Origin of the sequence: Rossellomorea marisflavi (genome assembly GCF_022170785.1) — a bacterium.
GTDB lineage: Bacteria > Bacillota > Bacilli > Bacillales > Bacillaceae_B > Rossellomorea > Rossellomorea marisflavi_B.
This window is the reverse complement of sequence record NZ_CP081870.1, coordinates 1,171,343-1,190,617: the sequence shown is the minus strand read 5'-3', so window position 1 is coordinate 1,190,617 and position 19,275 is coordinate 1,171,343. Positions and strand designations below refer to the sequence as shown.

The 19,275-nt window shown below is 48.3% G+C and carries 21 protein-coding genes; 8 read left to right on the top strand and 13 right to left on the bottom strand.

From position 1 onward, the window contains the following. Window positions 1-174: 174 nt before the first annotated feature. Window positions 175-1,536 (bottom strand): 23S rRNA (uracil(1939)-C(5))-methyltransferase RlmD, encoded by a 1,362-nt coding sequence (gene rlmD / locus K6T23_RS06385; RefSeq protein WP_238284391.1) that lies wholly within the window; start codon window positions 1,534-1,536, stop codon window positions 175-177. Window positions 1,537-1,718: 182 nt separating this feature from the next. Here rlmD and K6T23_RS06380 point away from each other — a divergent pair, with 182 nt between their 5' ends. Continuing rightward, complete coding sequence (locus tag K6T23_RS06380; RefSeq protein WP_079515253.1) at window positions 1,719-2,522, top strand: alpha/beta fold hydrolase; 804 nt, start codon at window positions 1,719-1,721, stop codon at window positions 2,520-2,522. 76 nt (window positions 2,523-2,598) lie between these two features. On the opposite strand, the gene K6T23_RS06375 is transcribed toward K6T23_RS06380, so the two are convergent. Next, window positions 2,599-3,435, bottom strand: a complete 837-nt coding sequence (locus K6T23_RS06375) for a GNAT family N-acetyltransferase (RefSeq protein WP_238283963.1) — start codon at window positions 3,433-3,435, stop codon at window positions 2,599-2,601. Between the two features lie 199 nt (window positions 3,436-3,634). Here K6T23_RS06375 and K6T23_RS06370 point away from each other — a divergent pair, with 199 nt between their 5' ends. Next, on the top strand, window positions 3,635-4,522 hold the full coding sequence (locus K6T23_RS06370; protein WP_056534333.1) for a cation diffusion facilitator family transporter: 888 nt from the start codon (window positions 3,635-3,637) through the stop codon (window positions 4,520-4,522). A 230-nt stretch (window positions 4,523-4,752) separates the two neighbouring features. Next, the gene (locus K6T23_RS06365; RefSeq protein ID WP_238283962.1) at window positions 4,753-5,472 is read left to right on the top strand and encodes a hypothetical protein; all 720 of its coding nucleotides are present in this window, start codon (window positions 4,753-4,755) and stop codon (window positions 5,470-5,472) included. A gap of 110 nt (window positions 5,473-5,582) precedes the next feature. Here the strand turns inward: K6T23_RS06365 and K6T23_RS06360 are convergent, their stop codons facing one another. The 4 genes from K6T23_RS06360 to K6T23_RS06345 form a co-directional block, all read right to left on the bottom strand. Beyond that, a complete protein-coding gene (locus K6T23_RS06360; RefSeq protein WP_238283961.1) occupies window positions 5,583-5,828 on the bottom strand; it encodes a hypothetical protein in 246 nt (81 codons plus the stop codon). A gap of 90 nt (window positions 5,829-5,918) precedes the next feature. Next, window positions 5,919-7,439 (bottom strand): tripartite tricarboxylate transporter permease, encoded by a 1,521-nt coding sequence (locus K6T23_RS06355; RefSeq protein ID WP_056534327.1) that lies wholly within the window; start codon window positions 7,437-7,439, stop codon window positions 5,919-5,921. Window positions 7,440-7,453: 14 nt separating this feature from the next. Next, window positions 7,454-7,900 (bottom strand): tripartite tricarboxylate transporter TctB family protein, encoded by a 447-nt coding sequence (locus K6T23_RS06350; RefSeq protein WP_238283960.1) that lies wholly within the window; start codon window positions 7,898-7,900, stop codon window positions 7,454-7,456. Window positions 7,901-7,965: 65 nt separating this feature from the next. Further along, window positions 7,966-8,961: a tripartite tricarboxylate transporter substrate binding protein gene (locus K6T23_RS06345; protein ID WP_056534325.1), complete on the bottom strand. Its 996-nt coding sequence runs from the start codon at window positions 8,959-8,961 to the stop codon at window positions 7,966-7,968. A gap of 221 nt (window positions 8,962-9,182) precedes the next feature. Between K6T23_RS06345 and K6T23_RS06340 the strand changes: the two genes are divergently transcribed. Next, window positions 9,183-10,208, top strand: coding sequence for an ArsR/SmtB family transcription factor (locus K6T23_RS06340; protein WP_238283959.1), 1,026 nt, complete (start codon window positions 9,183-9,185; stop codon window positions 10,206-10,208). Then, the gene (locus tag K6T23_RS06335) at window positions 10,198-11,394 is read left to right on the top strand and encodes an MFS transporter (protein WP_238283958.1); all 1,197 of its coding nucleotides are present in this window, start codon (window positions 10,198-10,200) and stop codon (window positions 11,392-11,394) included. Before K6T23_RS06340 ends, K6T23_RS06335 begins: the two co-directional genes overlap by 11 nt. A gap of 33 nt (window positions 11,395-11,427) precedes the next feature. Here the strand turns inward: K6T23_RS06335 and K6T23_RS06330 are convergent, their stop codons facing one another. Next, window positions 11,428-12,123, bottom strand: coding sequence for a CPBP family intramembrane glutamic endopeptidase (locus tag K6T23_RS06330; protein ID WP_238283957.1), 696 nt, complete (start codon window positions 12,121-12,123; stop codon window positions 11,428-11,430). A gap of 227 nt (window positions 12,124-12,350) precedes the next feature. On the opposite strand from K6T23_RS06330, the gene K6T23_RS06325 reads away from it, so the two are divergent. After that, window positions 12,351-13,277 (top strand): RNA polymerase sigma factor, encoded by a 927-nt coding sequence (locus K6T23_RS06325; RefSeq protein ID WP_238283956.1) that lies wholly within the window; start codon window positions 12,351-12,353, stop codon window positions 13,275-13,277. 107 nt (window positions 13,278-13,384) lie between these two features. Here K6T23_RS06325 and K6T23_RS06320 read toward each other — a convergent pair whose 3' ends face one another. Both K6T23_RS06320 and K6T23_RS06315 read right to left on the bottom strand, forming a co-directional pair. Next, the gene (locus K6T23_RS06320) at window positions 13,385-13,558 is read right to left on the bottom strand and encodes a DUF4083 domain-containing protein (protein ID WP_238283955.1); all 174 of its coding nucleotides are present in this window, start codon (window positions 13,556-13,558) and stop codon (window positions 13,385-13,387) included. 72 nt (window positions 13,559-13,630) lie between these two features. Then, complete coding sequence (locus K6T23_RS06315; protein ID WP_238283954.1) at window positions 13,631-14,080, bottom strand: GNAT family N-acetyltransferase; 450 nt, start codon at window positions 14,078-14,080, stop codon at window positions 13,631-13,633. 227 nt (window positions 14,081-14,307) lie between these two features. Here K6T23_RS06315 and K6T23_RS06310 point away from each other — a divergent pair, with 227 nt between their 5' ends. Next, entirely contained in the window at window positions 14,308-14,991 is a 684-nt protein-coding gene (locus tag K6T23_RS06310) for a DUF421 domain-containing protein (protein WP_238283953.1), read from the top strand. Here K6T23_RS06310 and K6T23_RS06305 read toward each other — a convergent pair. Together K6T23_RS06305 and K6T23_RS06300 are read right to left on the bottom strand one after the other, a co-directional pair. After that, a complete protein-coding gene (locus K6T23_RS06305) occupies window positions 14,984-15,415 on the bottom strand; it encodes an NUDIX hydrolase (protein ID WP_238283952.1) in 432 nt (143 codons plus the stop codon). The two genes, K6T23_RS06310 and K6T23_RS06305, sit on opposite strands and share 8 nt — an antisense overlap. Before the next feature lie 2 nt (window positions 15,416-15,417). After that, window positions 15,418-15,915 carry a GNAT family N-acetyltransferase gene (locus K6T23_RS06300; RefSeq protein WP_079515241.1) on the bottom strand — a complete coding sequence of 166 codons (498 nt, stop codon included), beginning with the start codon at window positions 15,913-15,915 and terminating at the stop codon, window positions 15,418-15,420. A gap of 55 nt (window positions 15,916-15,970) precedes the next feature. Between K6T23_RS06300 and K6T23_RS06295 the strand changes: the two genes are divergently transcribed. Next, window positions 15,971-16,270 carry a TIGR04104 family putative zinc finger protein gene (locus K6T23_RS06295; protein ID WP_179125748.1) on the top strand — a complete coding sequence of 100 codons (300 nt, stop codon included), beginning with the start codon at window positions 15,971-15,973 and terminating at the stop codon, window positions 16,268-16,270. 41 nt (window positions 16,271-16,311) lie between these two features. Here the strand turns inward: K6T23_RS06295 and K6T23_RS06290 are convergent, their stop codons facing one another. Continuing rightward, the gene (locus K6T23_RS06290; RefSeq protein WP_238283951.1) at window positions 16,312-18,375 is read right to left on the bottom strand and encodes a DUF4179 domain-containing protein; all 2,064 of its coding nucleotides are present in this window, start codon (window positions 18,373-18,375) and stop codon (window positions 16,312-16,314) included. 63 nt (window positions 18,376-18,438) lie between these two features. Beyond that, on the bottom strand, window positions 18,439-19,149 hold the full coding sequence (locus K6T23_RS06285) for an alpha/beta fold hydrolase (RefSeq protein ID WP_238283950.1): 711 nt from the start codon (window positions 19,147-19,149) through the stop codon (window positions 18,439-18,441). Between the last annotated feature and the right edge of the window lie 126 nt (window positions 19,150-19,275).

The window sequence follows — 19,275 nt, the reverse complement described above, 5'->3', positions numbered from 1 at the left end:
CGGGAAGAGTAGCTAATGTGAGACCCCGCAGGCTTGCCGAGGAGGCTCACGGGCTACCCGCGGAAAGCGAAGTCTTGCACGGAAATCATTAGCGGTATAAAGAACAGACTGATGGTGTTCGTCGTTAATTTTCGGCTCGAACTAGTTTTACTTTGGAAAAGTAATGAACCAAAGTTATTTACTCAAACTTGCGACGACTTCCACATGCACCGTATGCGGGAACAGGTCGACTGGTTGTACATCATCAAGTTTATATCCGAAAGCTTCAAGTTCTTTGACGTCTGTCGCGAATGTATCCGGGTTGCAAGACACGTAGACGATCCTCTCCGGCTGGGCACGGCCGATCCGTCTCATCACTTTACCGCCTGCACCTGAGCGAGGCGGATCAAGAAGGAGCAGTTCAGGACGTCCAAAACTCTCAAGAATCTCATCGATTCCATTTCGTGCATCCTTCGCAAGGAAAGTTGTATTGGAGATATGATTGTCACTTGCATTCCGTTTCGCCGACTCGATGGAGCTTTCCACAATTTCAATGCCGGCAAGGGCACCGACACGGCTTGCGAATGGAAGGGAGAATGTACCGACACCACAGAAGAGGTCGATCATTTTTTCCGTTTCCTTCGGTTTGCCCATTTCAATGGCAAGGTCCACAAGCTTCTGTGCCTGTGTGGGGTTCGTTTGGAAGAACGTATCGAACCACAGACGGAAGCGGTACCCGTCCATCTCATCATAGATGAAATCCCGACCTGCAAGGACATGGATTTCTTCCGCTTGGGTACGATCCGCCCAATCGGTGTTTTCCATCCACAGAAGGCTCTTCACATGAGGGAATTTCGCTTCGATTCGTGTTTTCAGATCATCGACGGCCGCCTGAAGATCACCTGTCGGGGCTTCCGTAGCAAACACACCGAGCATCAATTCACCTGTAGCGAAGGACTGACGGACCATCAAGTGACGAAGGAGGCCTTCATGCGCCTCTTTGTCGTATCCTTTCAGACCGTGTTCATTGGTCCAGGCGGCGACTTCCATTGCCGCCTCCACCATCTGTTCGCTTGCGATCAAGCACGTTTCAAGGGAAATGACCTTGCGGAAGTTCCCCTGCTCATGCAGTCCGAGCTCTCCTTCTTTGGAGAAGGTGAACTCCATTTTGTTGCGGTAGCGCCAAGGATTATCCATTCCCATGGCATCCCTCACCAAGGCAGGATCGAATCCTTCTGCTTCCAGGGCATGCTTAACGTGGTTGGTCTTTTCCTTAAGCTGGCCTTCGTACTCCCAGTGCTGCCACACACAGCCGCCGCAGCGGTCGAAGTGCGGGCATGGTGGGGCTGTCCGCTCGGGACTTGGCGTAATAATTTCTTGCGGCATCGTCCTCCAGCGCTTTTTCTCCGGCTTATCCACCGTCACCTGGACTTCTTCACCAGGAAGGGTCTGAGGGATTGTGAGCTTCAATTTTCGTTTATTTCCAAGCTCGTTTTCGCGCCATACGCTGGCACGGCCCGAGCCTCTGTCGTCTAATCCATGTATTGTCGCAACCATCGTTTCAGGGTTGGATGTTGTCAATTTCGGGTCCTCCTCTATAAAACCTGTCTAACTCTATACTTTAGTAAAATCGGGCGGGGATTGCAACTGGAATTTCTGCTCTAAAGAGCCCGATTGTTTAATCGGCTTGCCCTGAGGGAAAAGTTAAACCATTAACTGTAAGGGAGAATGATGTAGAAATGGGTAAATATATCACTGTAGATAAGGATGTCAATCTTTTTGTGGAAGATATCGGGGAAGGTCAACCGATCGTCTTCATCCACGGTTGGCCTGTAAATCATAAAATGTTTGAATATCAAATGAACGAATTACCTCAGAAAGGTTATCGTTTTATCGGGGTCGATCTTCGCGGATTCGGTCAATCGGACAAACCTGCCTTCGGATACGACTACGACACCCTCGCTTCTGATATCGAAAAAGTCGTTAAGGAGCTGGGACTTCAAGATTTTTATCTAGCCGGCTTCTCCATGGGTGGACCGATCAGTATCCGCTATGCGAGCAAATTTGCAGGAAAAGAACTGTCGCGTTTGATCCTGATGGGACCCGCAGCCCCAATTTTCACCCAGCGGGACGGCTACCCGTATGGAATGAAGAAAGAAGGGGTCGATGAGCTGATTGAAGGAATCAAAGCGGACAGACCGGCGGCACTGAAAGACTTCGGCGGGAATTTCTTCTACAGCGAGACATCTGATGAGATGGATACATGGTTCCTCGGTCTTGGACTTGAGGCTTCTGCCCACGGCACCATTGCCTGCGCAGAATCTCTCCGGGACGAAGACCTTCGCAGCGAGCTGACTTCTGTGTCTGTTCCCGTCACGATCATGCACGGAAAGCAAGACCAGATCTGTGACTATGCCTTCAGTGAACGCTTAGTCGAAGAATTAAATGATGCCGTGCTGATTCCATTTGAAGAGAGCGGTCATGGTCTTGTGTATGATGAGAAGGAAAAGTGCAATGAAGAACTGTTGAAGCTATTGAAATAATATAAAACATCAGATGCCCCGGGATTGTCGGGGCATTTTTCATGACTTGAAACAGGCGGAATGGCAGGCGATCCTTCTAACCCAAGGCTTGGGATGCCAGGGCGAATAACATCCCATTCCTCGCAGCGAGGACATCTTCACCTAGTACCATGATCGGGGAATGACTGTCTTCCTCAAACCCGAATTCATCTAAATACTTGTGAAAGACCTCGTCATCCGTAGATGTATCCAACCGAACACTCCCCTCTCCCCTTCCCAAAAGTTCTTGCAGGATTCCCGCCGCTTCATATGCAGTAGGTGCGACCACAGGTCCTGCCACCCGGTGGACGGAACCTTGCACACACATTCCGTATCCTATCATCCTCCCAAGGGAGTCCCTTAGTACGACGGCTGAAATCGACCGTTCATATCGTGCTCTGAGCATCTCGATTCGATCTCCACGAAATGCTTGAGTGTCCAACTTTGCCACCTCTTCAATATCCTCGTATGTCATCGGCGCTAAGAATAACTCATGCTGAATCTGTGCTGGATGAAAAGTAGAAGCGATATACTTCGTAATCATCCCGGTTTCCCTGAACCCCATTTTTTCATACAAGGGCTTCCCTTCCCTTGTAGCAACAAGCAGGATCGATCGCTCACCCTTAGATGCAAGCACAGATTCCACCAGCTCTCGCCCGAGTCCTCTTCCCTTATACGCCGGGTTGACGATGACCACACCCAGAGTGGCAAGCTCATCACCATATGGGAACAGGGCCGCTGATGAAATGACCTCACCCGAATCCAGACGATGCCCAACCATCCTTCCGCTTTTGAACACCTCTTCCACATCTTCTTCACTATAGTCCCATCCCACTTCACGAGAGAGCTGAACAATACTTTTTTTATCAGAAACACCCACATTTTCAAGCTTCATCCCAATCACCCTTTCCCACTACAAAATATGCTTCGTGCCTTATACCGTCTGTATTTCTCCTCAGCTTATAAAGTTTCCTTCATCCAACCCTTTTCACCGGTCAAAACATATGTTTCTCCTTCAAATAAGGTTGCTGTAGACCCACTCGCACCGGGCTTGGTACGATAGAAACATAGAAAATAGAATAGGGTGAAGATAGTTGAAAAATACCTCAGGCATTGCCTTTTTATCCGTACTCAGTAATTCCTTTGTCGTACTACTAAAATTCATCGTCGGGATCCTCACCGGTTCCGTCGCTGTCATATCAGAGGCGATTCACTCTTCATTGGATCTCATCGCCTCCCTCATCGCCTTCATTTCCGTCCGCATTTCCGGAAAGCCTGCTGATCCGGAGCATCCATATGGACATGGGAAGGTTGAAAACATTTCTGGTACAATCGAGACACTGCTGATTTATGTAGCAGGGATTTGGATCATTTATGAATGTGTCCATAAACTCATCTATCCTGAACCAATCAAGCTTCCGATACTGGGCGTAGGCGTCATGGTCCTCGGCGCTCTCATCAACTTCATCGTCTCCAGGATTGTGAACCGTGAAGCCAAGAGAGTGAATTCCGTTGCCATGAAATCGAATGCCCTCCACCTGCTTACAGATGTATTCACTTCCCTCGGAGTCGCAGCGAGCCTCCTCCTCGTCACCGTCACGGGATGGACGTTCCTGGATCCCTTGATTGGGATCGGGCTTGCCATTTATATCATGATTGAAGCAACGAAACTCATGAAAGAAGCCTTCCCACCCCTCATCGATGCCCGTCTATCCGATGAAGAGGAGCAGGTGATCTTGGATGTGATCGATTCATTTCAGGATGAATACATCCAGGTCCACGACTTCCGCACGCGGCGTGCAGGGGCCATCGAATACATCGACTTCCACATGGTCGTGCCGTCCAAAGAAAGCATTGAAAACGTCCATAAGCTATGCGATCGCATTGAAGATCGGATCAGGCAGGAATTCAAGAAAGCCGTCATCTTTATTCACCCTGAACCCGAGACTCATGTCGAGAATGCCAGTGGACTTGAAAGGTAAAACGAACGCAGGATGCAATCCTGCGTTTTTTTGTTCTTCAACTTTGATCACATCCCGTGTAGTTTTTGTTGCGATCCACTTCATGCACGTTGTTTGCAAAACAGGAATAGCAACATCCTACGAGGAGTGGATCGTGAACATGGGGCACCCTCTATATCTATAGGTAGAATGAATAGCTGGAAAGCATGATACACTTATATGAAACGATAATTTTATTGGGTGGTGTTTGCATGAAAAAGTGGATAACCGGCCTATCCCTTTTACTCCTTCTTGCCGGAACGATGGTTTTCCTACTTATCTATCCGACGGATGAAAAGAAGGTTGTCTCTTATGTCAAAGAAAAGTATGGAGAAGATAGTAGAATCATTGATAGCAGATGTGATGATTGTAAAAAACGGAATCACAATCGCAGCTACACCGTACAACTAACCGATAAACCATTTGAAGTATTCGAGGTCTGGACAAACAAGAAAGTGATTCGATTGGAAGTTGAAGGTGACAATTATGCCCTGGGGGAGCCCCTCAAATCGTTCAATTCGGATCTATCTCATTCCAAGGAATCGGATGAATTGCAGCAATACGGGTTTAACAAGCCCCACGTTACAAGGTATTATGATGCTGACAATTCCGGAGTGCTTGGGGAACCTTTTGTCCATGACGGGAATGTAGCACTGTTTATATATGATAAGAGTCAAGGAGATTCAGGTGAAGAGCTCCTGGCATCTGTTCCCGTTATCACTACAGTCAACCAGCAGCTATCATCTACGGGAGATACGCTGGCATGGGTGTATGTCATCGATCAATCGGATTATCAGACAGTCCATACCAATGATATGGATGGCTATAAGGATGTCATGAAGCATGCAAAACGTTTGAACATCAAGGATTTACTGAAAGCTGAGGATGAAGAAGATATCCGGGAAAGCATTGTAGATGGGAATAGGAATTAGATCGTCCAGTGAAGGGTCGCTGATGAGGAAAGACTGATGCTTCATTAACCACTGCCTGGACTGTCAGGATTTCATACTCAGCGGCCCCTCATCCCAATAGAGGCGCATTGCTACCTCTTCTTCTCATATCTTCTCTTCGTGAACTTCCAGGACAAATATCCGTACACCACCCCAAAGGAAAGGGCAGATAGGAACGTCTGAAACAGGTCCATATCCGAACCACGGACATACGCCAATAAAACGGACAGGCCGAAGAACGCTCCTCCACCCGCCAGGATGCCCACTAAGAGTAAATAATTCACCTTTCCCATCTTCTCTGCTCTTTTCCATGCTTTTTCTTCTGAGTAATTCCCCATGAAAATCCCCTCCCTTCCGTGCGCCTTTATATCCCAAGCTTACCACAAGAAAACAGAAAAAAAGAGCAGGACCCCCGTAGGGCCCCACTCTTATGATGCCTGACTATTCGTTTCTTCTCCATCACCGCTGGACTTTTTCTTTCTCCAAGTTTTTAGAAGCGGAACGATGAAAGAAAGGAATGCAATCGCAAGCAGTGTTGCTGAAATTGGTTTTTGCACGAAAATCAACAAGCTTCCGTCGGATATCGTCAGGGCCTGTCTGAGGGAACGCTCCATCATCCCTCCGAGAATGAAGGCAAGGAGCATGGGTGCTGCAGGGAAGTTCATACGCGCCATGAAATATCCGATGATCCCGAAGATGACGAGCAGGAATAAATCGAATGTCCTGAAGCTGATTCCGTACACCCCAATGATACAAAACATGATGACAAGGGAGATCAACATCGGCTTCGGAACCTTCAAAAGCTTCGAGATATAAGGGATCAAAGGAAGGTTCAGGATCAGCAGGATGACATTCCCGATATACATACTGGCAATGACTCCCCAGAAGATATCAGGGTGATCACTGATCATGAGCGGTCCCGGCTGAACACCGAGGACGATCAATGCACCGAGCATGACGGCTGTGGTTCCAGACCCAGGAATTCCAAGACTTAACAGTGGAACGAATGCACCGCTGGACGCACTGTTATTCGCTGACTCAGGAGCTGCCAGACCGACGATGGACCCCTTACCGAATTCCTCCGGTTTCTTTGAAAGCTTCTTCTCTGTGATATATCCGAGGAACGAGGCGATGGTCCCCCCTGCTCCGGGAAGTACACCGATGATGAAGCCCAAGAGGGATTGCCTCGTGACCGGAACGGAAAGTTCCTTGACCTCGGCTTTTGATAATTTCATGCTGCCGAATTCACTGTCGAACATGCTTCGTTCTTTCCGCTCACGGATCAGGGAAGTCACTTCTGCGAGGGCGAATAAGCCCAATGCAATCACAAGGAAATCAATCCCCTCCATAAGGTTGATATTCCCGAATGTATAGCGGGCCGTCCCTGTCTGGGAATCGATCCCGATCGTCGCGATGATGAATCCAACCGTTGCAGAAATCAGCGCCTTGATGGTTGAACCGCTCGAAAAACTCGCGACGGTCATCAACCCCATTAGCATGAGGGCGAAATACTCCGCCGGGCCGAAAGAGATTGCCACCTTTGCCAGGAAAGGAGCGAAAAGGGTCAGCAGGACGACGCTGATCGTCCCGCCTGTGAATGAGGCCAGGGCTGCAATGGCCAGGGCTTTACCTGCCTTTCCCTGCTTGGCAAGGGGATAGCCGTCAAATGTCGTCGGGACCGCCATGGATTCTCCCGGTGCATTGAGGAGGATGGAAGAGGCTGCTCCTCCGTAGGCCGATCCGTAATAGACGCCTGCCATGAGAAGCAGAGCAAGAGCCGGGTCCATCCCATATGTGATAGGGATCATGACTGCAATCGCTGTAATCGGACCGAGACCGGGGATCATCCCGATGATGGTGCCTGTGACGACACCGATGAATACGAATGAAAGACCTTTTAAGCTGAGTGCGACTTGAAATCCTGTGAGGATACCTTCAAAGATGCTCAACCGTCATCCCTCCTTTAGAATGGCAGGATCCCCGAAGGGAGTTGTATTTTTAAAAATGATACGAATAGAAAATAAATACTGAGGGGCAGGGCGAGTGAGACAATGATATTGCTTACCCACTTCTTGTAGCCCAGGAATCTGGAATTGATGCTAATGAATAAAAAGGTAGTAAGGACGAAGCCTAGCGGTTCCAATAACAGAATGAACATCAGGACAAATCCCAGGACCGCAAGAATGACCTTGCCTTCTCCTTTTGGAAGCTTTTCTTCCTCATTTTCTTCCGATTTACTGAAATAGAGCAGTACAGAAAGGAATAAAAGAATGAATCCGAGAACGATCGGGACAGCGTCGGAATCTACTGGAACATAAGGGTATTCAGGTAGCGTAAAGCTGAAATATAAGTAAATGATCGAGATAACGGCAAGGATGATGCCCATTTTCTTATTCATCGTATTGATCACGATTGCACACCGCCTATCAGGCAGGGACGATGGAACCCATCGCCCCGCGCCAGTATTTGATTTGATTATTGACCCAACCCGATTTCGTCGAGGAGCGCTTTCATTTCGTCATTCTGTTCTTTCAGGAAGTCGTTGTATTCACTGCTTGTCATGAACATTTCATTCCATCCGAAGTTTTCCCTGATTTCCTTCCAGCCTTCAGAATCGTTCAGGGCCTTGAATTTATCTTCATAGTACTTGATCTCTGCATCACTCATATCAGGCGGTCCGAAGAATCCTCGCCAGTTGATGAAGGTGGCATCGATTCCCTGCTCCTTAACAGTCGGAATATCTTCCAATACCTCTCCAGTCATCCGCTCTTCAGAAGTCACACCCAACACTTTGATTTTGCCTGCCTTCACTTGTTCGATCGTTTCCCCTACACCGGTGGAGAACACTTGCACACTGCCGTTCAAAAGCTGGGTAAGCGCACCGCCGTCCTGGTCGGAGACGTACTTGATCTTTTTCACATCAACGCCTGCGGCCTTTGCCACCTTGACGAATTGAATGTGGTCCATGCTTCCCGGAGCCGAAGTACCAACGATGGAGATACTTGAAGGATCTTTCTTCATATCCTCGAATAATTCATTGAGATTATTCCATTTCGCATCGGCATTCACGGCAAACGCACCGTAGTCCGCAATCATATTCGCAAGAGGAGTGAAATCTTCATATCCATACTTGGATTGCCCGTTCAGTGGAACAAGCAGGAGTGGCGGGGATGCAACGAACATTTGATGTGGATCCTTTTGGGCAAATACAGAAGACCATGCCACTGCTCCTCCCCCTCCAGGTTTATTGACGACCCCGACACCTTTGTCGATCAGTTTATCTTCTTCAAAGACTTTTGCCGCCATCCTGGCTGTCGTATCCCATCCGCCGCCCGCTCCTGCAGGTGCGACAATTTCAATCGCCTTTGTCGGCTTCCAAGGACCGTCTGACTTTTGACTGGATGATTGTCCGGAACATCCTGCCATGAATAAAATCATAGATAATACCGTAATCGTGAACCCTTTCTTCATTCAAACCCCTCCTCATTCATGTGTAGTATCAGGTGAATCTGTCCTCATCATAAAGGACTCCCTTTTAAATGTAACCGTTTTCATAATAAATTGGATTTAAACCCTTTTTGCACATTTTGATCATTGTGCTCACGGAAATAGACATGACCTTCTATGAATTTCAAAATATATTGAATTTTATATTCGATTATTTTAGAATAATAGAAAAGGAGGAATCGTCCATGAACTACCATTTGTCCCAGATGCAAGAAAGTCCCACCGTCTCCGTCGAATGGTCACCCGTATGGGAGATCATTCTCGGCATCAGCGCCTATACACACCGGAAGCTCCGGCATACCTTTGATTGTGATGAAGAGTGGTCCCGGGCCTCCCTGTCTGAAACACTCAAGGAGGATCTTCAGATGATTGAAGACACCAACCAGTGGTTTGCCCTTATGATGTTGCAAGCATCGTTCTCCGCATCGACGGTTCAAGATTTTTCCGATGAACTGTCCCAGATGGAGGAAACGGCATTTTATTCAATCATCCTTCCCTACAAGGACCGGCATTCAGAACCACTGCGCCTTCAAGCTTCTCACGATCGCGACTTCCACCGCTATGCGGATGAGTTCAAGACCCATGAATTCTTCGGGGGGTATATTGCTTCCCTTGCCACCCATTCGTTTTCACAAATGAAAGACTCCTTTCGCTCCGTACTGAGTGGTTGGCAGGAAGTGATGGAGGAAAAAGCAGAATGGAATAAGTGGAAATCGGCACTTGAAAGAGAGTCCACCCTTCATGTCATCGACAAGGAAGCTTCCGTGACGGAAGAAGTACAGCGGATAGCAGGAACAGCATACATACCCGAACCATCCATCTGGGAGATCAAGCTCATCCCCCAGATCTCCTACCGTCCATGGCTCCTTGAGCAAAGGACACCTGATACGAAACTATTTTTCTATCCATTAAGAGAAGAGTATCTGTTGGAACAAGGGGAACCGGGAAAGGCGATGGTGAACGGATATAAAGCATTGGGGGACGAGTTGAGACTCAAAGTCCTCCATCTTCTGCAGCATGGACCACTTAGCCTCCAAGAGTTGAGCATAAAGCTCGATGTATCGAAAACGACGCTTCATCATCAGCTTTCACTCTTAAAAGCTTCCAAGCTCGTGACGTCTGCCAAAGGCGTCTATTCCGCAAACCCGCAGCGGATCACCGAACTCCAAGAGGATTTGTCCTTTTTCCTCGGAAAAAGCCATGAAGAATAAAGCATTCAAGGCCCTCTGGGTCGGGGAGATCGTATCAGAACTTGCCGGTGCCGCCGGCGGTATCATCAACGGACTCATTCTGTATGAGCTGACGGGTTCACGGGAATGGATGGGCCTCCTTTGGCTCGTCTACTTCCTTCCGTCACTGGTCTTGCAGGGGGTGAGCGCACCTTTCCTCAACCATGTGGCAAAGGAAAAAGTATTGAAGAGGATCCAACTGCTACGATCGGCAGCTTATCTGTTCCCCCTCATTGGGTACGTAAGCGGGATGGACACACTTGTCCTCGGCGGATTAATTCTGCTCCAGCTGTGTTTGGGGCTTCTGCAACCGGCCTATGCAAGTCTGTCCTTTTCCATCCTTCCCGACCTCTGCCGTGAGGAGGAACTCACGGAGGCCAACGGGATCCTTGATGGGACCATGAGACTCATGAGCTTTCTCGCTCCCGGGGTGACCGCCCTTCTTCTCATCGTGGTTCCGACCCAGCTGATCTATGCTCTCTCTTCAGGATTGTTCCTATTCAGTGCGCTGTCCCTGTCACGTCTTCCCCAAACAGGCTTTGGGGAATGGGCAAAAGGAAGCTGGTGGCATGAAATGAAGGAAGGCTACCGAATCTTTTTCCGCCATCCCGTCCTTGTCCGGATGACGGGCCTTTCATCCCTGGTCCAGTTTGCCGTGGGAGCGGCCATGGTGCTTTCCATCCCTTTCATACGAGGGGAAATGGGCGGATCACAGTGGGAATATGCCCTCTTCTCGGCCTCATTCCCCATCGGATATGTACTCGGTACATGGCTGTTGAAAAAGATGCCCCTGCACTCCTGGATCATGTATGCAGGACTAATCGGCGGCGGCCTGTCGTTCGCCTTTCTCTGGATGGCACCCTCGATCCCGCTGGCATGGGGATGCGAACTGTTGGGAGGACTTTTATTCCCTCTCTTCAACGCTAGGAGTGCCGCTGTATTCCAACAGGCAACTCCCCGGGAACGATTGGCGCAGCTCAGTGCCGTCAGGCTCCTCATGCTACGCATCACCATGCCATTGGGAATCCTCTTCGGCTCGAATATGTTCTTCACCCTTTCCACACGGAATGCCTTTCTAACGATCGGCCTCCTCATCATCGTACCAGCGTCCTTCTTCTTGATCCGCTCCTATTCTGGAGATGATAAAACCGATAGAGCTGCAGCATGAAAAGGCACGGAGGAATCACCTCCGTGCCTTTTGTTATGAAATGACAACCGCCAGGATGGAAATGGCATTCAATAGACCATGAACGATAACGCCCGGCCAGATCGAGCCGCTTTTTTCATAAAGCCATGCAAAGACCAGTCCATCCACAAAATTCACGGGCATGGCATTGGTCGTTGGGTAATGAGCCGCCGTGAAAATAAGGGCACTCGCCACCAGCCCTACTCCCACTCCCCACCGGACCCGGAGGAAGCGATACACGAAGCCCCTATAAAAAATCTCTTCGTACAGGGGTGATAGAACCGCAGCTGATAGAAGGGCAAGGATTATATTGATCCCACTCATGGATTCTTTCAAACTATCAGTCTTGGCATTATCCACGTCATTTCCAATCTGAGCAGTGAGGAAAATAAGGATGGTCCCCGCCACCATAAGGATGATTCCCCAAAGGACCATCCGCTTCCACTCACTTTTTTGAAACGCCCTGACGCCTGCTTCACCCCAGCCCCCTTTCCCCCTAATTCCCCAAAGATAGAGTGCTGTCAATAAAAGGATGGCAATGGTTGGACCGACCAGCATCCCTCCATAAAGGGAGGAGCCGAGCCACTCCTTATATACAGGCTGTATGTAGATCTTCACAATCACGACTACCCCTATGAACTCAAGAAGCATCAATCCCCAAAAGATGCTCCAATTCCACTTATCCTGCTCCCAAAACGTTTGATTCCCCATTTGTTTATCTCCTTTAATCTTGATAGTTTTATCCTACCTGTTCTTCAATGGAAACTTCAAGTTAATTTGGTAAAACATTCAACATCGGATTCTTTGTCTGGTATGATGTTGACTAGAGAATACCGTCGAAGTCGAGCGGGTAGACGTTCAACATTTTTCATATTGCCCGTATAATCTCCGAGCGTTGATCCGTTATATTAATGAGTAGATGAAGAGGAGGAGAAAAAATGAAGCAGGCTATCGGGCAGAATATGATAGAAGAAACAAGGATGGCACGGGATGCTTTTTCCACCATGGTAGGGACGTTTTCAAGCGACCTGTGGTCATATTGCAGCTATATCGCGGGATCCCCGTGGGACGGTGAAGATCTGTATCAGGAAACATTACTTAAAGCATTCGGGATGCTTCCAGAACGCTGGAGTGATGTGACGGATCAGAAATCGTATCTATTCAGGATGGCCACGAATGCGTGGTTTGATCAGTGCAGGAAGCGGAAACATGGAGTGGGACTCCTTCTTGAAGATGATATCAGCGATGTGCCTCCAATGGACCGTCTAGAATTGGAAGAAGCCCTTATGAGAGTCCACACATCCCTCACCCCAAAGCAGGCGGCGGCCTTTCTTCTTGTGGATGTGTTCCGATTCAGCGCAGACGAAGCGGCTGGTATCGTCCATACGACAAGAGGCGGTATCTATGCCGCCCTCCAGCGTGCCAGGCAAAACCTAAAGGAAAATCGATCAGGGGAAGTGAAACCCGTGATGACTATGGACAACGAAACGCAACAGACCGTGGACATTTATCTTGAAGCCTTCAATACCGGGAATCTCGATAAGCTCCTCAGCCTCTTCAGTTCAACCGCCCACAATGAAGCATTCCTCGGTTTCCAGGAATACTCCAAAGCAGAGATGAAAAAAGGATCCATGCGGTTCGGGCTGCCCGGACACACTGCAAAACGGATCACGCTTTGGGGAAGGCACGTCATCGTGGTCATCACCGACGAAGGAGAGCTTCACGATATCCAGGTGCAGGAAGTGGAAAACCATCAGATTGTGGCGCATGAAAGTTATTTCTTCAGGAAGGAATTCATGTTTGCTGCAGGGGAAGAACTTGGGGTAGCCGTTCAGTTGAACAAGCCGCCTGTTGATTGGCGATGATACGGGGGAAAGCTTCCGTGATATTTCTGACTCGATGATTGATTTGCCTATTTCAGTTGATCTTCTCTTTATAAAACCAAAAGCGGGTCAGCAGCACTGACCCGCTTTCACTTATTCGGCTTTTCCAGATGATCCAGGATCCGATCAAGCTTCGCCTCCACCTTATCGATCCGCTCATTCCTCGCCGCAGACCGATACACCATACGCCGGATGAACAGCGTGAAGGAGACGAAAAAAAGGACAATCAAGCCGAAGAATAACACAAGAAACAACCAATTCATGAATTCCATTATCATTCCTCCCTTCTTCATAAAACAGAAAACGCCAGGATCTAAATCCCGACGTTTTCTGTTTTATGAAGTCACCTGGTAGATGACAGCCATTTCCTTCCCGAACCGATTCCCTTCATCTTTAAAGCCAATGCTTTCATAAAGACGATGGGCACCCCTATTATCCGGATGGTAACCGACGACGATGCGCTCGCACCCTGGAAGCTCCGACATAATGGCGAGCATTTCTTCCGTTGCCCGCTTCCCGATGCCCTTTTCTTGATACCTGCGATCGACCATGATCCGGTATACCCAGTAGCCGCCGAGTTCTTCCCGTTCCGTATTGAACATAAGGAAGCCGACTACCTGTTCCTTTTCATAGATGGCAAATGGTTTAAGACCGGGCTCGAATTTGGACTGTGCAATGGAGACGGCATTGGACTCCATATAGGAGGATTGTTCCTCCGTAAGCTTCAGTTGACAGCACTCATACCAATTTTCTTCATTCACTTCGACCAATTTGACTGATTTCAATGCAAGTTCCCCTTTCAGATGAGGGAAAGCGCACGGGGCGTTTTCCCATGAGTGTAAATCGATTTCATCATGAACGCCTCCTTTATCATTAGGGCTATGCTTTTGCATGCAAGAAAATTATACCATACAACCCACAATCATTTACATAATAGTTAAAATAATCAACGATGGGTACATGGGACTTCCACCAACAGGGAATACTATCATCCTTGAAGGGGGAATATGCCGTGGAAGATATTTTGATGACCATGTATCGAACGACTTTCAGTTTCATTCTTCTTGTGCTGGCAACCCTGCTGTTCGGCAAGCATATCAACTCCCACAAAAACCACTACAGCTTTGCCCTTTCCATCACGATCGGCTCCTTGATCGCCAATATGGCCTTCAACCACAGACTCGATTTCCCTTCCATGGTGATTTCCTTCGTCGTACTGATTCTCCTCTTCTACATCCTTCTTCTGATTTCTGCCAAGTCCCGGAAGTGGAGGGGACGCCTATCCGGGAGACCGACCACCCTCATTGAAAAAGGGAAGATCCTTGAAGAGAACATGAAGCAGCTGAAGTTCACGCTGGATGATTTGAACCAGCAGCTCAGGGAACAGGGAATCTTTGATATCATGGAAGTCGACATGGTCGTCCTCGAAGTGAGCGGAATGCTGTCTGTTAGGAAGAAAGCACTCTACTCACCGCTCACCCCTAAGGATATGAACCTCAGCCCATCTGCGTCAGGTCCCCTGCCTGTTGAATTGATCATGGACGGGAAAGCAACGGAGAACCTCATCCCACCACACAGTGAACAATTGCAATCGATTTGCAGGGATCGGGGAATTTCCTTAGGTGACATTAACTATGCCGTTGTCACAAGTAGCGGCACGATTTTTATCGATGAGTATCGCGATGGTCTCAGGTAAAGCGAGAGCGATATACCTCTTCACACTGTTGGATATTATGTTCTAGAAAATCCGGGATTCCTGGATGTGCCAGAATTTCTTCCGTCGTCAGCCATTTGATCTCATCGACTTCGTCGGGACTCTTGGGATAGGCTTCTCCTTCTTGAAGCGTGCATATGTAGACGACATCAATCACATCAATGCCAGATGCCGTTTGGAAGATCGAACTGTTTACATAGTGGAGGTCTGTAACGTTGACACCCACTTCTTCATAGATTTCCCGTTGTAGCGTTCGCTCAAGAATATCAGCGGATGCTTCTTCCCGTTCACATTTTCCTCCCACGAAGGAGAGCGCGCCCGGAGCATGCTCTTCTTTATCGCTCCTTTTGATCATAAGCCAGCGATCACCACGGCGGATCGCTCCTTCCACATTGACTACAAACATATTCAAGCCTCCAATAGCTGTGCCATATAATATTCATCATGATACCGCCCGTCGATGTACAATGACTGACGTTTTGTCCCCTCGATCTCGAATCCCATCTTCCGGTAGAGGGCGATGGCCGGTTCATTATCGGTGACGACCGTCAATTCAAGCCTGGTGAGGGATCGTTCCTTTGCCCACTCTATCCCTTCCCGAATCAGGGATTTCCCCAGCCCCTTACCGCGCCAGTCTTCTCGGATGCCGATCACCATATATGCCCGGTGGGACGTTTTCCTCGTTGACTCGGTCAGGATCATGACGTACCCCACGAACTCTTCCGATTCTTCCGCAGCCAGTATGGTGGAGGAGTCGCCGATCCGCTCCAGAAATGTCTTGAACTGCTCGGGCGTCGTCCTCCTCTCTCCCCCCTCCATCATCATGTACGGTGAAGTCTTCTCTACTTCCTTCATCAGTCTAACGATCTTCCCTGCATCATCAGGATGGACTTTTCGAAATTCCACACAACAACCTCCATATTATGGTAAAATAAATTTATCCTTCGAAAGGAGTGATCTCATGCCCGTCTGTCAACACTGCAACACGGAATGGACATGGCAACAAACCTTCAAGAAGATCTTCACCTTCAAGCGTTCCATCACTTGTCCGGAATGTGGAGCAACTCAGTATCTGTCGCGGCGCTCGCGCAACCACATGAGCGTCCTGGCCATGATTCCGTTGGTGATTAGTTTACCGCTTGTCGCAGTATCCTTGCCTATGTCGATCATCGTATCGATCCAGCTAGTTACGTTTGCTGCGGTTCTCACACGGATGCCAACATTCTACACCCTTACAAGTGAAGAAGAAGCCATGTGGTGAAAAAAAGAGGGCCTAGGTAGGCCTTCTTTTTTTATGGCACATTACTTATTTTTAAACTTCAGTGGTACGGATTGATCCAGAAAAACGGTTTTTTCGTACCCGTCGATTATAAACTCGGTGGGGATTAGGTCAGGAGCTGGCTTCCCTTGCTTGAACATTTTAAACGATTGCTTCACCGTTAGTGACCGAGGATAATTCCCTTTCATGACTTCCTCATAGTCCCAGTCTTCCTCCTGAAACTCTTTTCCGTTACGGTCCAAATACACGCTCTCCATTTCCCCATCATTTCGAAAATCTCCTTCGCCTTCGAATTCTTCTTTTGACATGATGGAAACGGTATCGAAGTCTCGATTATCCGTTAGTGGCATCTTCATCGTGACTTCGCCCGGACGATCTTTTGGCGGTTCTTCCACTAAGATAGTTCCCCCTCCATATTCATGGACTTGAGGAAACGGTTTAGTGAAATCAATTTTAAATTTCAGCTGTTCAGACACATGCATTTGAAGAGTGGAGAACACGAGCTCCGGTTCCTTCAACTCTTCAAAATACAATGAATCAAAATTTTGTCGGTATGCGCTCCATCCATCATTGTAATCTTCCAGGAAAGTCGGCCAACTTAACCAGTTTAATGAAGCGGCCTTTTCCTTCGTCTTAATAGAATCAAAAAGCAGATGGAAGATGGAAGAGGGTTCTTCTTGGCCTTCACGGATACTGTACGTGAGGGCAGTCGTAGTTGGCGCGATAATCACTTCATCAAGCCTGACCGGCAACCCTTCCACCTCGATTTCCTGACCCAATTTCATCACACGGGATTCCTGCTTTTCAACAGGGATTTCGAACTCCCAGTCTCCTCCTGTCCTCTCCATTTCTTCAATAGCGTTGGTTGCATACACTTCCATAGTGGATTTCATATCGGGGCTCATCGTTATCAATTGGGTAAAACTGAGTTTTATGAGGGGATTCTCCACATCATCTACGATCGGAGGAAGTGAGAAGGATCCTTTGTGTATATTTCTTTCTTCCTCATTTCCTTCTTCACTTTTACCTTCTTCCAAGTAAAAGCTTCCTCCTTCATCCTGGAAATCAATTTGATTTACCAGGCTGAACCCATTTTCCGTATCCACCATCAACCGTCTGTCCTTCTCCATATCTTCAATTTCATAATAAACCAGCGTCTGGATCTCATCGGCGATAGCGGTCTTGATTGTGATTTTCACACCATTGTCTTCTGCTGTAAGGTTCAGGCGTTCACCGATTCCAGATTGATAGAACTCACGAAGCAGGGGATCTTCGTCATTCTTCCAGTCTGCATATGTATAGTAGATCGAGGCGAATCCATCTGTTATAAAACCCGTAAATAGTAATAGAAAGGCTGCGACCAAGGCAATGATACCCGTGCGCTTCCGCTTATTGTTCTTTTTCTTTCTTGTCTCCAGCTCCGTGTCGATCAGCCCATCAAGCTTCAGCCGGAACCCTTCAGGAACATGACTCCGTTCAAAGAATTCCCGTAGCTCCAGGAGCGTTTCCTGAAAGGTGGCAAGGTCTTCCTGACACCCGGGGCACTGATGAATATGCATTTCAAATGCGACCTTCTCCGTCCGTTCGATGCTTCGTTCAAGATAGTCCACGTACAGACGATGGTACTCAGGACATCCTTCCACATCGGGGTGTTTACGAATGAAGCGAATCCCCCTGAGGAGGTCTTCCTTCACTTCATCCTCCGGCTTCTTCATGACCGAAGAAACATCTCCTATTGAAAGACCTGCGCCATATACAAGTAAAACCGCTTCACGTTCACTTTCATTCATCCTGCTGATCACCGAAGGGAACTCTTGCCCCTCCACCGGCCTCGCAATCCCCCTGCATTCTTTCATGAACAGAGTAATGAGTGCATGACGGTCCTTTTCCCGACCATGCTTCTTCTTTTGATCGTGAAGCGTAAAGATGCAGTTGAAAAGGATACGTGCAATCTCCTCGTCCCCACAACCATGGGAGCGGCCGATGGCGTAGAGGAGAGGCTCTATCTGCCGGAAGATCATGAGGGTCTTATTCAATTCCTGAACCTCCATCCCCATCTCATTCCGGGATGCGGCGGGCATTTCCATAGTCAGCACTCCCTGTCTAAAAAATCAGTCTATTTATCACATTCTACCATATGCTTCCTTCTCTTACAGCCCGTCTACGTGAGAAAGGAATTCTTTAAGGATCAAGGAATATAACTGTGGCTGTTCACTGTGGACAAGATGGGCGGCAAACGGGATGACCGCAATCCTCACATCTTTTTCAGCATAATAGAGTGCCCCGTTTCTTTCTGCCGACTGACCTTCGCCCACCATATACAGGATGGGTGAATCGATGCCTTCAAAACTTTCTGTTTCTTGGAAAGGATACCAGTTCTCATCCCAACCGAGTTGAATCAGCTTCCTCCACTCTGATCGGTGAAGCCTATCGAAATATTGGCACGCCTCCTGGTTTTCCAACAGCCCTTTTTGCATGTCCATATCTTGACGATGAAGATCCAACCAATTGGTTGGTTTCTCAGGCGTGATCCCTGATAAGGTGACACTTTTGATCAAATGGGGATAGCGCTTTGCGAAGAACAGCGCCACTAGCCCCCCAAGTGAGCAACCAACCAGATGTACGGCACCCACCTCCAGATGCTCAATCGTCTCGGCAAGATCCGTCGCCGAGTCTTCAAAGAAATTCTCATACTCATCAGATACGGATGAACCGTGCCCTCTCAGATCGGGGCGGATGATCTGGTACGCCCCCTTGAAGAAGTCAGCCTGTTGTTCAAAATCGGTCAATCCCGTTTGTAAGCCTGTGTGAAGGAATACAAGGGGTGCTCCTTGTCCTGTCACATCTGTATGTAAAATCATTTTCCTCTCTCCTTTTCAGCGGATGAATAATCTGGCGAAAACCTCGGGCTACATCATATCAACGATGACCCAGCGGCTCTTCTCCGGCTTTCTTTCTCCGGAAAAGATGTCGCGCTCGCTCCTCAC